Origin of the sequence: Cobetia marina, from assembly GCF_001720485.1 — a bacterium.
GTDB classification, from domain to species: Bacteria; Pseudomonadota; Gammaproteobacteria; order Pseudomonadales; family Halomonadaceae; genus Cobetia; species Cobetia marina.
Map to the genome: position 1 here is coordinate 2612371 of NZ_CP017114.1, position 14509 is coordinate 2626879.

The window sequence follows — 14509 nt, forward strand, 5'->3', positions numbered from 1 at the left end:
CGCCGCCCTCGCGGCGCCTTTCTCTTTTCATGGAGATGTTGATGTCCTCCACTCCCCCTACCGCGCTGGATCTCGGTCAAGCCATTCAGCGCGGTGAACTAGATCCTGTCGCAGTCACCAAGCACTCCTTGGCCATGGCAAGAGAGAGCGAGGCGGTTTTCATCTCTCTCACAGAAGAGCGTGCTCTGGCTGAAGCGCAAGCCTCCGCTGACCGTCAACGCCTCGGGGGGTTGCTGGGCCCTCTCGATGGGGTTCCCATTGCCTGGAAGGATCTGATCGATATTCAAGGCACGCTGACTACCGGAGGCAGCAAGATACTGGCCCAGTCTTGCCCACGCTCGGATGCCGATGCGGTACGACATGCCTCTGGCGCAGGCATGGTTGGCATAGGCAAGACCAATCTTGCGGAGCTTGCCTATTCGGGACTTGGTCTCAACCCGCACTATGGCACTCCTCACCACACCCCGGGCCAGAGTGAACCCCGTGCGCCCGGAGGTTCCAGCTCCGGCTCCGCCATCGCCGTAGCCAAGGGTATCGTTCCGGTCGCCATCGGCACTGATACCGCGGGATCGCTGCGCGTACCGGCGGCTTTCAATGGCCTGGTGGCTTACCGCCCTTCTCAGGGACGTCATACTCGACAGGGCGTCACCCCCTTGGCCAGAAACATGGACACGCTCGGCGCCATGGCAACGACGCTGGAAGATTGTCTGGCCGTCGACGATGCCATGCGCGGCAGGCCTGTGTATCAGCGCCTACCGAGTCCGCCTGAACAGTCCGTCATCATTCTCGACACGACCTGCCTGGAGGATCCCAGGGTGGCCTCCAGCGTACGCCGCAATCTCGAGAACAGCGCTGAACGCCTGGCTCAGGCAGGCTTCCGGGTCGTCCACCGACACGTAGTCAGTATCAATGACACACTGAATTGCATCGCCCAACTTGGCTGGTTAGGCGCAGTAGAGGCCTATACCGAATACCGTCATCTACTGGAAAGCGATGCGGCCAACGCCATGGACCCTCGCGTGCGTCACCGCTTGCAATCCGCCGCTCGGATGACTCCAGACAACGTCGTCACTCTGTATCGTCACCGCCAGAGCCTCAAGGCTCAGCTGCGTGAAGAGCTGAGCGGCGCCATTCTTCTGACCCCGACAGTGGCTCATACGGCCCCACTTCTGGGTCCATTGGAGGCCGATGCCCAGCACTTTGCCGAGGTCAACCTGGCAACCCTTCGAATGAGCATGGTGGCAAGTTTCCTGGATTCCCCTGCCGTGGCACTGCCCAATGGCACGGATGAAACAGACCAGCACACCAGCCTGCAACTCAGCGCACCTTGTGGTGAAGATGAACCCTTGCTCCGCGTGGCACTGTCAGCAAGCCGATACCTGAGCCGATGAAGATCTTCCCTCTAATATAAGGAGTTTCCCATGTGTGGATTGTGTGGCGCCCTCGGTGGCGAGGGACACTGGAGCACCCATATCGAAGATCCGGAGCAGGCACATTCTGAGCGACGCCGTGCCCGTGCGTATCGCATCACATTGATCAATCGCGTACTCAAGCCGCACCGGGTAGTGATAGAGGATTTCCAGGCAGCGAGTTTTGTTCTCGCGACCGCGACCGGTAAACGCGAAATCGTGCAGGAACTTGGTGGCGTCTGGCATCAAGCGGAACAGTTGAGCGGGAGGCTGATAGATCCTCTGGATACTGCTTTCCTGCAATCACTTGGCTGACTCATGGTCGTTTTGAGTCCCAATCACTCATGCAAGGATCCTGTGATGAACGATACGCCCCCTTTACTACCTGTGCATGTGATCTCGGGTTTTCTGGGCAGCGGCAAGACCACCCTGCTGAAGTCGGTTCTGGCCAGCGAGGACTTTGGCGACAGCGCTGTCCTTATCAACGAGTTTGGTGAGGTAGGGCTGGATAACCGACTGCTGGGTAGTATCGCTGAAGATGCGATACTGCTCTCCAATGGCTGTGTCTGCTGTACCATCCGCGGGGAGCTATCTGACGCTCTCAGACGCCTCTTGTCACAGCGGCAGGAGGGGCTTATCCCTGCGTTCAAGCGCATCGTGCTGGAGACCACCGGGCTTGCTGACCCCGGTCCTATCGCCTCGACGATCACGGCCGACCCAGTTCTTCGCCATCACTTGCGTCCGGGGACAAACGTGACGCTGGTTGATGCACTCAATGCCAGCACCAGCCGCGAGCAATTTCCAGTCTGGGAAGCGCAAGTCGCAGTCGCCGATACCCTGGTGATCAGCAAGACGGATCTGATCAACGAGTCAGAACTCTCAGACGTGCAGGACCTGCTCGATACCATCAACCCGGCAGCCCGGCGCCTGGGCGCCGAAGCGCTTGGGCAACCAAGCGACCTGCTCTTTGCCTCTAGCCCCCACCTCCAGAGTTTCACCCCAAGCGAAGCCAAGTCATGGCTTGGCCCGTGGAGGAGAGTCACGACAGCCGACAGTCATGATCACCTAAATGAGGTGAGGTCATTTCGTCTCAACTTTGAGGGCGAGATCGATTGGACATGCCTGGGGATCTGGCTATCGATGCTGCTCAATCGTCATGGCAGCAATATCCTCAGGGTCAAGGGCGTGCTTCATGTCATGGGCGACAACCGGCCCGTGATACTTCATGGTGTACAGCACACTATTCATCCGCCGGAACATGTGGAACATTGGCCTGAGGATGACCGCTGCTCCGAACTCATCTTCATCACTCGCGGCATCAATGCAGATCGCGTGACAGATTCCCTCAATGCATTCATGCGTCAAGTCAGTGACCACCCGAGCCCAAGGATCTTCCATGCCTGACGCCATGACGAAACCCAATGCCCCCTATGTGTCACGCGGCCCTGTCACTCTTCGTGTGCTTGGCACCTCTGTAACGCTATTGGAGAGCATTCGCCAGCAAGCTCACGAAGATCTCGGCATTCGCCTGCAATTCGACATCATGGATGGGGTAGCGGCTCAACGAGCAGGCGTGATGGCACCGGACAGCTTCGATATTTATGACCAGTGGTTTCATAACGTGGATTTCGTCTGGCCGGCCAATGCCATCCAGCCAATCGAGCTGGATCGTATCCCGCACTGGGACCAGATCAACGATTTACCCAAGACCGGCAGGCTGACACCGCATGCCCCACTGGGAGCAGGGGGCAACCCGGTTGATCGCCTCTATGTACAGCCGGATGGAAACTGCGGCTCTCGTCCAAGTGATCGCATCACCATGCTACCGGTCAGCCATAACGTCGACAGCTTCGGCTATCGCATGGACTTGTTGCCCAAAGGACTGAATCGCGACATGGAGAGCTGGGCCTGGCTACTGGACGAACGTTGGCGTGGCATGGTCAGTCTGCAGAACGATAGCGCCATTGGAGCGATCGACGCCGCCTTGGCCGCCAAGGCGGCTGGCCTCGTACAATTCGAAGATCTGGGCAATCTCAGCGTGAACGAGATAGATACCCTGATCGACTGTCTGATCGAGCTCAAACGTCAGCAGCACTTCCGCACTTTCTGGAGCAATCAAGATCAGGCCTCTTCAGACATGGTCCGTGGCCGAGTCGGGATCGAAAGTCTCTGGTCTCCAGCCATGACAATGCTCAAGCAACGTCAAATAAAGGTGCGCATGGCATCGCCCAAAGAAGGCTATCGCGCCTGGTACGGTGGCATGTCCTTATCGCGAAGCGTCAAGGGTCGGACTCTGGATGCGGCCTACGAATATCTCAACTGGTGGATTTCTGGATGGCCCGGCGCCGTCATGGCGCGTCAGGGTTACTACATCTCGACGCCAGAACTGACGCGCCCCTACCTGTCAGAAGCAGAGTGGGATTATTGGTATGCCGGTAAACCCGCATCAGAGGAACTTGCCGACTCCTCTGGCGTATCGGGACTGATACATCTTGGAGAAATACGTGATGGTGGAGACTATCTGACACGCATGAGCCGGATAGCGGTATGGAATACCGTCATGGATGAACACAATTATCTCGTCAGACGCTGGAACGACTTCATGTCAGCATAAGCTGCCAGCCGTCACCTCTACCCAGTAACATGCGCCCCATCACTCGGCCTGAATCACGAAGCCCGCGATCGGTAATGACCGATCGCGGGCTTTGTGTATCGACTCAATGCCAGTTACCACACTTTCATTTCATGTCGACGATCCACTCATGCGCGGGGTCATTCTTGAATTTCCAGACCCGCTTGGGGCCAGCCATGACATTGAGATAATAAAGCTCATAGCCGTGTGGAGCGGCGGCGGGATGATACCCCTCCGGTACCATCACACAGCAACCATCTTCCACCGCCATGGTCTCATCCAGGGATCGGTCATCGGTATAGACGCGCTGGAACGCAAACCCTTGTGACGGATTGAGCTTGTGGTAGTACGTCTCCTCCAGGAAAGACTCTTCCGGCAGATTGTCGGCACAGTGCTTGTGCGGAGGGTAGCTGGACCAGTTGCCAGGGGGCGTATAGACCTCCACCACCAACAGACTATCGGCGGGCTCCGTCTGGGGAAGAATGTCCTGCACGTGACGTGTGTTGGTCCCCTCGCCACGTGTCGAACAGGCCACCTGCTCGGGGCGAATCAGGCGAGCGGCATGATTGCCATGCCCCGGAGCACTGCAGACGGCTATCTCCAGCTCCGTCAGTGCTTCCACTGAATAGGCTATCCCGTCCGGAAGATACACCGAGTACGGCGGCAGGTGTTCAAACACGCTCATGCGTTCACCGATGTTCTCGAACGTCTGGTCACCGGTACGCACGGTTGCGCGTCCCGAGAGCAGCACGAGGCACTGTTCGCGACTCTCGGTGTGGCGCTCGAAACGCTCACCTTGTTTCAGGCGATGTACGCGAAAGCCTACGTGTGTCCAGCCTGCAGATTCCGGAGTGACTTCCAGTAGCGTTCCATCTTCACCAGGGGCATGCGGTCTCACGAGAAGTGTCATGTTCTTGTCCTTTTCAGCAGCAGGGAGAAGTGGGCTCAACGAATCTCACTGAGCAGTACCCGGCGCCCTTCGCGATAGGAAATCGACGCCGCTTCGGCCAGTTCAAGCGCGGCGAGTCCATCCTGCGCGCCGGCCAGCGGGGCACGACCTTCTTGCCAGGCAGTGACGAAATCTCCCACTTCACGCACATAGGCCTGCGCGTAACGCTCGAGGAAGAACCACTGTGGACGCTCTTCCACCACACCTTCCACGCCGGTGAAGCGCAGGCGCGTATCCGTCTCGTTGCGCGCCTCCAGCATGCCCTGGCTGCCAAAGACCTCGATCCGCTGGTCATAGCCGTAACAGGCACGACGCGAGTTGCTGATGGAGACCAACTTGCCGGAAGCACTCTTCAGATTGATGAGTGCGCTATCCAGATCTCCCGCTTCACCGATGGCTGGATCCACGAGGCAGCTGCCACTGACCGTCACCTCCGTGACCGGCTCGCCCAGCAGCCAGACCGCCATGTCCAGATCATGAATGCTCATGTCACGGAAGAGTCCTCCCGAAGCTGCCACATATTCTGCGGGCGGCGGCTCTGGATCACGGCTGGTGATGGTGATCATCTCGAGTTCGCCGATTCGTCCCGCTTCCAGCGCCTGCTTGAGCGCCGAGAACTGAGGGTCATGGCGACGATTGAACCCCAGAGCACAGGTCACGGGGTGCTCCGCCAGCACACCAAGACAGTGACGCGTTCGCGCAAGATCCAGATCGATCGGCTTCTCGCAAAGTACCGCCTTGCCCGCACGGGCCGCACGCTCAAGGAAGTCACAGTGAGTCGGAGTGGAGGAGGCGATCAGAACGCCATCAATCTCCGCTGACGCGAAGATGTCCTCCGCCGTCATCACCGGCACACCATATTCCGCAGCGAGTGAATTGGCAGCCTCCGGGAAGGCATCACTGACACATGCCAGTTGCGCCAGGGGGTGATCAGAGATGGCGCGAGCGTGAACACGGCCGATGCGACCGGCGCCCAGCAGAGCGATTTTCATGTGAAGCGTCCTCCATATCTATGGCGTTTGTTGTTGTTGCGTCTCGAACGAATTGAGAGAGATTGTCGGCGGTCACTACCTCCTGTAGTGCTCGCCTTTGCCGTACTTCAGCCTCGAAGGTTGGCAGCGCCCTCTTCCTGCAATGAGATGTCGTGCGGTGTGGTGCCCTGCACTTCCTCGCTGCCCTGCTGGCGAACGCCCAGTCCGATGGCAAGTGCCTGGGCCAGGCATAGCGTGGACGTCAGGCCGCGGAAGCCTTGAACTTCGGCTTCGTTCACCACCAACACGACATCTGCATGGTGAGTCAGTGGGCTCAGGGAAGAGTCGGTGATGAGTATCGTGGGGGTACCACGCTCACGCGCCACATGGACGGCAGACTGCACCTCTTCTGCGTAGGGCGCGAAGCTGGTGACCAGCAGACAGTCCTGGCGGGAGATCGCTTCTGCCTGCTCGCGATACATCGCCCCCATGCCATCCATCAGGAAGGCGCGTTTGGCGATATGCCGCAATGAGTAGGCCAGGTAGCTTGAGACGACGAAACTTCGCCGTGCTCCCAGAAGGTGAACAGCCTCCGCGGCTTCCAGCAGATCGAGAGCTCGCTCGATATCCTTGGGCGCGACACGTCCTGGCAGTTCGCCAAGTGCCTGCTGATTGGCGGCCGAGAAACTTCTCAACAGCTCGTGAGCGCCAGGACTTTCGCCGGTCACCTCGCGGGCGACCCTGATGCGCTCACTATAACTGGGCTCCGCTTCGACCAGGCGAGCCCGAAACAGCTTCTGCATCTCTGAAAAGCCCGAAAACCCCAGCGCGTTCGCGAATCGAATAAGCGTCGAGGGAGTGACATCAGCCTTCTCGGCAAGCCCCGCCACCGTGCCGAAAGCCACCTCCTGGGGGTGATCTAGCAAAAAGCGCGCGCTTTGCTGAAGACGGCGCGACAGATGCGGATACTGCTGCGTGATATGCGCTTCGAGAGATTCAAATGACTGCAATTGGCGTGCAGTCGTCTGCAAGGGGGTTATCTCAGCCATGGGAACTCCTGTCGCGGCTCACCTGCCAATGCGGCGTCGGAGCGGCCGTACCTCGAGTGAGCGATGATTGGCAGTGTAGGCATATGGAATGAAAATTCCAATACAAAAATAAATCGAATATTCCTGTTGCATTCCCCAATTCTGGAATCTACATTCCATAAGCGGATCAAAACGGAACGCCATGTTCCTGCCTTGTGTCAGGGCGCCCGCTGAGTGACAGGCACCACCGTGACGGCACACCACCTCACACAATGAAATGATCCTGCTTGCGCCCATGGAGGCACTGAAACGGGATGCCGAGACGCCAATCCGGCAGCCCGTACTGACAACGACAATAATCAGAGACGTCAGGAGTCATCGATGAACCACGCCAATTCACACGCTCATCCAGTTCCAGTCCATCCCCGTACCGGAAAGCCCCGCCACGAAACGTCCCGCTTTCGTCGCATCACCGCCGGCATCGTCACGGCTCTGCTGGCAGCCTCAGCCGCCAATGCCGTGTGGGCAGCGGACTCCGAGCGCTATGTCATGATCACCCATGGACAGAACTCCGACCCTTTCTGGTCCATCGTCAAACGCGGTGCGGATGATGCTGCCCAGGCGCTTGGGGTCAAGGTCGAGTATCGCGCTCCCTCCACCTTTGACATGGCCAAGATGGCGCAATTGCTGGATGCCGCAGTGGCCTCTCAGCCCGATGGCCTGATCATTTCATTGACCGATGCCGATGCACTGGGCAAGGGCATCAAGAATGCGGTGGACCAGAAGATCCCCGTCATCACCATCAATTCCGGTGGCGACAAATCCAAGGACGTCGGTGCTCGCCTGCATATCGGTCAGAGCGAGTATGAGGCTGGGCGTGCTGCGGCTGAGCGCATGATGGACAGTGGTGCCAAGCACGGCCTGTGCATCAACCAGGAACAGGGCAACGTGGGGCTGGATGCGCGCTGTGCAGGCTTCATCGAGGGGTTTGACGGCAGTGCAGACGAGCTGGCGACCAGTACCGATCCGACCGAGATCAAGAATTCCCTGGTGGCATATCTCAATCAACACAGCGAGATCGACTCGATTCTGGCTCTGGGGCCCCTCAGCTCTGAACCCATGCTCAAGGCCATGCAGGAAGCCGGTGCCACCCAGAAATTCCAGCTCGGTACCTTCGATCTCTCTCCCGATATTCTCGCTGCCGTCCAGGCCGGGGAAATGAACTTTGCCATTGATCAGCAACAGTACCTGCAGGGCTATCTGCCGGTGGTCTTCATGCATCAGTACCACCTTCACGGTCTGATGCCGGCTGGCGATGTCGCCACAGGGCCGGGATTTGTCACCGCCGAGAATGCCGGTCAGGTCATCGAGCTGTCAGAGCAAGGCATTCGCTGAGCTCTCCCATCAGGCAACACTTTCATTTCCGTGAGATGGCGCCTTCCTCGAGGAGGCGCCAGGAGGGAACATCATGACCGATCACGCCATGAGCGCTGTTTCAGAGACGGATGACGAGCGCCTCCGTCGCGTTCACCCCTTGAAAGCCGCACTGAAACGCCCCGAATTCGGTGCCATTGCCGGCACTATTCTGGTATTTGCCTTCTTCTCTGCCGCGGCCTCAGGGACCGGGATGTTCAGCCTGGCAGGCATACTCAACTTTCTGGAGGTCTCCGCTCAGCTGGGGATCCTGGCCATCGCGGCGTCATTGCTGATGATCGGAGGGGAGTTCGATCTTTCCCTTGGCTCCATGATCGGCTTTGCCGGCATCCTGATCGCCATCCCTGCCGTTCAATACGGTTGGCCACTCTGGTTGGCCATCACCTTCGCCTTTGCCAGCGCCGTGCTGATCGGCTGGATCAACGGCTATCTGGTGATGCGCACCGGCCTGCCCTCCTTCATCGTGACCCTGGGGTTCCTGTTCATTCTTCGTGGCCTGGCCATTGGCCTGACGCGCTGGACGACCGGCCGCACTCAAGTCGGGGGCATTCAGGAACTGGCGGATCACGATTGGCTGGCCCCGCTCTTCTCCGGCGAGGTATTCACCGGCCTCTTCAGCTGGATGGCGGCGCAGGGCTGGATCGCGACCAACTTCGCGGGCAACCCTAGCGTCACGGGTGTACCGATCTCCATCGTCTGGTGGATCGTGCTGGCCATCGCCGCGACCTGGCTGCTGCTCTACACGCGATTCGGCAACTGGATCTTCGCGTGTGGCGGCGACGTGAATGCCGCTCGCAACGTCGGCGTCCCGGTCATGAAGGTCAAGATCGTGCTGTTCATCTTCACGGCTGTCGCCGCCACCATCTTTGCCTGCCTGCAGGTGATGGATACGGGGTCGGCTGACACGACGCGCGGACTGCTCAAGGAACTGGAAGCCATCATTGCCGTGGTCATCGGCGGCGCTCTGCTTACCGGCGGCTATGGGTCTGCCGTAGGGGCCGTCTTCGGTGCGCTTATCTTCGGCACGGTCCAGATGGGCATCTTCTACACCGGGGTCAACACTGACTGGTTCAAGGTCTTTCTCGGCGCCATGCTCCTGATCGCGGTGCTGTTCAACAACTACGTGCGCAAGAAAGCCCTGGAGGCCAAGTGATGACTGCCAATGCCAACCTGCAACAGGCGCCGGAACAGACCACGACCGCCGCAGACCGCGCCAGAGGTAACACCCCGAAAGCCGCTGACACTCGCACGCCATTGATCGAGATGCAGGCCGTCGACAAGCACTTCGGCAATGTGGTCGCTCTCTCCGACATTTCGCTGAAAGTGTACGCAGGCGAAGTCATGTGCCTGCTGGGCGACAATGGCGCCGGCAAGTCCACCCTCATCAAGACCCTGTCAGGGGTACATGCCCCGACCCACGGTGAGCTGCTGCTCGAGGGCACCCCTGCCAACTTCACGACACCAGGTCAGGCGCTTGATGCCGGCATCGCGACGGTCTTTCAGGATCTGGCGATGATTCCCCTGATGTCGATCACCCGCAACTTCTTCATGGGACGTGAGCCCACCAAGGGGGTTGGCCTCTTCAAACGTGTCGACTGGGCATTCGCTGACCGTGTCGCGCGGGAGGAAATGGCCAAGATCGGGATCGATGTCCGCGATCCGTCCCAGCCGGTGGGTACCCTGTCCGGTGGTGAGCGTCAGTGCGTGGCGATCGCAAGGGCCGTCTACTTCGGTGCCAAGGTGCTCATTCTTGACGAGCCGACCTCGGCACTGGGGGTCAAGCAGGCGTCCAAGGTGCTGCGCTATATCGCACAGGCTCGCAATCGAGGGCTCGGGGTCATCTTCATCACGCACAACGTTCATCATGCCTATCCCATCGGCGATGCGTTCACCCTGCTCAAGCGCGGTACCTCTCTGGGTAGCTGGCGCAAGGAAGACATCACGCGGGAGGAAGTGCTCAACATGATGGCCGGCGGCGAGGAAATGGCCAGCCTGGATGCGGAACTGGCGGAATTCCAGCGGATGGACGCCGCCACGGTGGCCTGACACGGCATCATCGCGCCGGTCACGCTGCAGCAGAGACGTCGAGGCTGCTCCAACGCCTCGACGTGCACCGATTACTGTCAATGCCGGTCATCACCGGCCTATATCAAGGGACATGCCAATGACGCGCCACTCACCTCACTCACCTGACCTGGATGTCATCTGCCTCGGCCGCGTCGCCGTCGACCTCTATGCCGAACAGATCGGTGCGCGCCTCGAAGACGCCACCAGCTTCAAGAAATATCTGGGCGGCAGCTCCGGCAACATGGCGTATGGCACGGCACGCCTCGGACTCAACTCCTCGATGCTGGGTCGCGTCGGCAATGAACAGATGGGCGAATTCCTGCGCGAGGAACTCGCCTCGGTCGGCTGCGATGTCAGCCATCTCAAACGTGACCCCGAACGTCTGACCGGACTGGTGCTTCTGGGCATCAAGGACAAGGACCAGTTCCCGCTGCTCTTCGTACGCAACGACTGTGCCGACATGGCCATTGATGAAGATGATGTGGACCCGGCGTTCATCGCTCGAGCCCGCGCCCTGGCGATCACCGGCACCCACCTTTCCACTCCCCGCACCCAACGTGCCGCCCGCAAGGCACTGGATGCCGCACGCGAGGCTGGCGTGAAGCGCGTGCTGGATATCGACTACCGCCCCGTACTCTGGGGGCTGACCAGCATCGGGGATGGCGAGACGCGCTTTGTCGCGGACGAGAGTGTCAGTCAGCACATGGCCCGTTGGCTGGGTGACTTCGACCTGATCGTCGGCACGGAAGAAGAGTTTCATATCGCGGGCAACAGCACCGACACGCTGGACGCGCTGCGCGAGGTTCGCCGTCACAGCGATGCCGTGCTCGTGTGCAAGATAGGGGCACGCGGCTGCGTCATCTTCGAGGGCGACATCCCACGACATCTGGAAGACGGCATTCTGGTCGAGGGTGTCAAGGTCGAGGTCATGAACGTGCTTGGCGCCGGTGATGCCTTCATGAGTGGCTTCCTGCGTGGCTATCTTCGCGATGAAAGCTGGGACACTTGCGGTCATTACGCCAACGCATGTGGCGCATTGGTCGTGTCTCGCCATGGATGTGCACCTGCCATGCCCACGGAAGCGGAACTGTTCGATTACCTGAGCCGCCGCGAGTCCGTGCCACGCCCGGACCTTGATGATCATCTGACCCACCTGCATCGCGTCACCACGCGTCGGGTAGCGCACTGGGAGAGCGTGCTGGGGCTGGCATTCGATCACCGTCGCCAATTCCTGGACATGGCACGCGATGTCGAAGGCGACCCCGAGCGCCTGCCACGCCTCAAGCAGCTACTGGTAGAGGCCACCCGCAGCGCGGCGCAACAGGCCGGTATCCAGCGCCCTGCCATTCTCTGTGATGATGTCCTGGGACAGGATGCGCTCAATGACACGGCAGCACTGGACTGGTGGGTAGGCCGTCCGGTCGAGCTCCCCAGCTCGCGGCCTTTGCGCTTCCAGCATGGAGATGACATCGGTAGCCAGTTGCGACGCTGGCCGCGCCACCACATCGTGAAGTGCCTCGTGTTCTATCACCCGGACGATGAGGCCACGCTGCGCCTCGATCAGGAAGCCCGCCTGCGCCAGCTGTATGACGCCTGCTGCATGTCGGGGCATGAGTTGCTCATCGAAGTCATCCCGCCACGTCAGGCAGATGCCCCCACCTGCGATGAGACCACCGTCCCACGTAGCCTGGAGCGTCTCTACAACCTCGGCATTCGCCCGGACTGGTGGAAACTGCCCGCTCTGACGACGCAAGGTTGGGAACGCGTCAGCCGAATCATCAGCGCTCGCGACGCCTGGTGTCATGGTGTCGTGCTGCTGGGGCTTGATGCGCCGATCGAAGAGGTCAAACGCGGTTTCGAGCAGGCAGCGCGTTTCCCGATCTGCAAGGGGTTCACCGTCGGGCGCACCCTGTTCACTGCCCCCAGCCAGGCCTGGCTGTCAGGCAGCATTGACGATGCGACCCTGATACGTCAGGCCGCTGACAACTATCTCGACTTGATCACCCATTGGCAGCAGCTGCGTGATGCCCATTGCGGCGCAGCGGATGTCAGTCCTGCCACACCGCTCGCAGAAGGAGTCCTGCAATGAGCCCCGTTTTCCACTCGGCGGCGGCGCCGGGTACCGTGCGTCTGACCGTCGCTCAGGCACTGGTGCGCTACCTGAGCCGGCAATACATCGAACAACATGGACAGGAAGTCCCCTTGTTCGGTGGCTGCTTCGCCATCTTCGGCCACGGCAACGTGGCGGGTCTCGGCGAGGCCTTGCACGCTGCGGGCGATGATTTCCCCACCTATCGCGCCCACAACGAACAAGGCATGGCCAATGCGGCCATTGCCTACGCCAAGGCCAACAATCGCCGTCGCATCATGGCGTGTACCTCATCCATCGGGCCTGGTGCCACCAACATGGTGACGTCTGCCGGGCTTGCGCATGTCAATCGGTTACCGGTGCTGTTCCTGCCTGGCGATACCTTCGCCAGCCGCGCGCCGGACCCGGTACTCCAACAGGTCGAGCACTTCAATGACCCGGGACTGAGCGTCAATGACTGCTTCCGTCCCGTGTCACGCTTCTTCGACCGCATCACGCGACCGGAACAATTGCTGACCAGCCTGCCCCAGGCGCTGGCCACGCTGCTGGACCCCGTGGATTGTGGCCCTGCCACCCTGTGTCTGCCACAGGATGTCCAGACGCTTGCCTTCGAATGGCCGGAAGACTTCTTCACCCGTCGGGTGCATCACATCCGTCGCGCTCCCGTCGCTCAGGAAGAGCTGGTGGCAGCCCTGGACACACTGCGCACAGCCAAGCGGCCACTGCTGATTGCCGGGGGTGGCGTGCATTACAGCGAGGCGTGCGAGGCCCTCGCCGCCTTTGCCCAGCAACACGGCATTCCAGTGGTCGAGACACAGGCAGGCAAGGGCGCCCTGCCCTGGGACCACGCTCGCAACATGGGCGCAATCGGTGTCACCGGCGCGGCCAGCGCCAACCAGCTGGCACGTGAAGCCGACGTCATCATGGCCATCGGATCACGGCTTCAGGATTTCACCAGCGGCTCTCGCACGCTCTTTGAAGCCGCCGGCCAGACACTCATCAGCCTCAATGTCGGTCGCTTCGACGCCGTCAAGCATGGCGCACGGCAACTGCAGTGCGATGCCCTGCGGGGGCTTGAGGCCTTGACGGCAGGGCTGGGTGACTGGAGCGCGCCAGACAGCTGGGTGCAACGCCAATCCGGGCTCAAGCAGGAATGGGAAGCGGTCCGCGAGAGCGTGATGGCTGATCAGGGGCTCTCGCTGCCAACCGATGCCCAGGTGCTCGGGGCCGTGAATCGTCAAGCGACAGATGACACCACGGTGGTCTGTGCTGCCGGCGGCTTGCCAGGTGAGCTTCACAAGCTATGGGCGGCCAGTGTCCCCGGCAGTTATCACGTCGAGTACGGGTTCTCATGCATGGGCTATGAACTGGCCGGCGGTATGGGCGTCAAGATGGCACGCCCGGAGCGGGACGTCGTGGTTGTGGTCGGCGATGGCAGCTACCTGATGCTCAACTCTGAGCTTGCCACCTCCGTGATGCTCGGCCACAAGCTGACCGTGGTGGTCCTCGACAACCGTGGCTACGGCTGCATCAATCGCCTGCAACATGCCACCGGCGGCGCCGGCTTCAACAACCTGCTCAAGGACTGTCGCACCGTTCCGGAAGGCGCCCCCAAGGTGGACTTTGCGGCGCACGCTCGTGCACTGGGCTGTCAGGCCGAACAGGTCACGGGGATTGGCGAACTGGACGCCGCGCTCGAGCGTGCTCGGACCTCATCGACGACCTACGTCATCGCGCTGGACACTGATCCATTGCCCTCCACCCAGGAAGGCGGGCACTGGTGGGAGGTTGCCATTCCCGAGGTCAGCGAACGCGAAGCCGTCCGCGACGCCTATCAGGGCTATCTGTCGCACAAACGCCAGCAAGCTCGCTGACGCATTTCAGGGCCGGCCAACCGTCATTGCGACATCCGTTGGCCGGCCTGGACGAT

At 60.4% G+C, this 14509-nt stretch carries 12 protein-coding genes; 9 read left to right on the forward strand and 3 right to left on the reverse strand.

Features of this window, described 5'->3' with window-relative positions:
* The first annotated feature begins 41 nt into the window (after nucleotides 1–41).
* The 4 genes from BFX80_RS11010 to BFX80_RS11025 are packed head-to-tail and all read left to right on the forward strand — an operon-like array spanning nucleotide 42 to nucleotide 4023.
* Nucleotides 42–1391 carry an amidase family protein gene (locus tag BFX80_RS11010; RefSeq protein WP_084208908.1) on the forward strand — a complete coding sequence of 450 codons (1350 nt, stop codon included), beginning with the start codon at nucleotides 42–44 and terminating at the stop codon, nucleotides 1389–1391.
* A 30-nt stretch (nucleotides 1392–1421) separates the two neighbouring features.
* Entirely contained in the window at nucleotides 1422–1724 is a 303-nt protein-coding gene (locus BFX80_RS11015; RefSeq protein ID WP_084208909.1) for a hypothetical protein, read from the forward strand.
* A gap of 45 nt (nucleotides 1725–1769) precedes the next feature.
* Nucleotides 1770–2813 (forward strand): CobW family GTP-binding protein, encoded by a 1044-nt coding sequence (locus BFX80_RS11020; RefSeq protein ID WP_084208910.1) that lies wholly within the window; start codon nucleotides 1770–1772, stop codon nucleotides 2811–2813.
* Nucleotides 2806–4023, forward strand: a complete 1218-nt coding sequence (locus BFX80_RS11025; RefSeq protein WP_233266214.1) for an ABC transporter substrate-binding protein — start codon at nucleotides 2806–2808, stop codon at nucleotides 4021–4023. The genes BFX80_RS11020 and BFX80_RS11025 overlap by 8 nt, the downstream gene beginning before the upstream one ends.
* A gap of 124 nt (nucleotides 4024–4147) precedes the next feature.
* On the opposite strand, the gene iolB is transcribed toward BFX80_RS11025, so the two are convergent.
* The 3 genes from iolB to BFX80_RS11040 all read right to left on the reverse strand — a co-directional run bounded on the left by iolB (nucleotide 4148) and on the right by BFX80_RS11040 (nucleotide 7010).
* A complete protein-coding gene (gene iolB / locus BFX80_RS11030) occupies nucleotides 4148–4951 on the reverse strand; it encodes a 5-deoxy-glucuronate isomerase (RefSeq protein ID WP_084208911.1) in 804 nt (267 codons plus the stop codon).
* Nucleotides 4952–4986: 35 nt separating this feature from the next.
* Nucleotides 4987–5982 (reverse strand): inositol 2-dehydrogenase, encoded by a 996-nt coding sequence (gene iolG / locus BFX80_RS11035; RefSeq protein ID WP_084208912.1) that lies wholly within the window; start codon nucleotides 5980–5982, stop codon nucleotides 4987–4989.
* Nucleotides 5983–6089: 107 nt separating this feature from the next.
* Nucleotides 6090–7010 (reverse strand): MurR/RpiR family transcriptional regulator, encoded by a 921-nt coding sequence (locus BFX80_RS11040; protein ID WP_084208913.1) that lies wholly within the window; start codon nucleotides 7008–7010, stop codon nucleotides 6090–6092.
* Nucleotides 7011–7370: 360 nt separating this feature from the next.
* Here BFX80_RS11040 and BFX80_RS11045 point away from each other — a divergent pair, with 360 nt between their 5' ends.
* The 5 genes from BFX80_RS11045 to iolD all read left to right on the forward strand — a co-directional run bounded on the left by BFX80_RS11045 (nucleotide 7371) and on the right by iolD (nucleotide 14453).
* Entirely contained in the window at nucleotides 7371–8384 is a 1014-nt protein-coding gene (locus tag BFX80_RS11045) for a sugar ABC transporter substrate-binding protein (protein WP_084208914.1), read from the forward strand.
* A 73-nt stretch (nucleotides 8385–8457) separates the two neighbouring features.
* Complete coding sequence (locus tag BFX80_RS11050; RefSeq protein WP_176426449.1) at nucleotides 8458–9576, forward strand: ABC transporter permease; 1119 nt, start codon at nucleotides 8458–8460, stop codon at nucleotides 9574–9576.
* Nucleotides 9577–9686: 110 nt separating this feature from the next.
* Nucleotides 9687–10469 (forward strand): ATP-binding cassette domain-containing protein, encoded by a 783-nt coding sequence (locus BFX80_RS11055; protein WP_084209753.1) that lies wholly within the window; start codon nucleotides 9687–9689, stop codon nucleotides 10467–10469.
* Between the two features lie 118 nt (nucleotides 10470–10587).
* A complete protein-coding gene (locus tag BFX80_RS11060) occupies nucleotides 10588–12579 on the forward strand; it encodes a bifunctional 5-dehydro-2-deoxygluconokinase/5-dehydro-2-deoxyphosphogluconate aldolase (protein WP_084208915.1) in 1992 nt (663 codons plus the stop codon).
* A complete protein-coding gene (iolD, locus tag BFX80_RS11065; RefSeq protein WP_084208916.1) occupies nucleotides 12576–14453 on the forward strand; it encodes a 3D-(3,5/4)-trihydroxycyclohexane-1,2-dione acylhydrolase (decyclizing) in 1878 nt (625 codons plus the stop codon). Before BFX80_RS11060 ends, iolD begins: the two co-directional genes overlap by 4 nt.
* The last annotated feature ends 56 nt before the right edge of the window (nucleotides 14454–14509 follow it).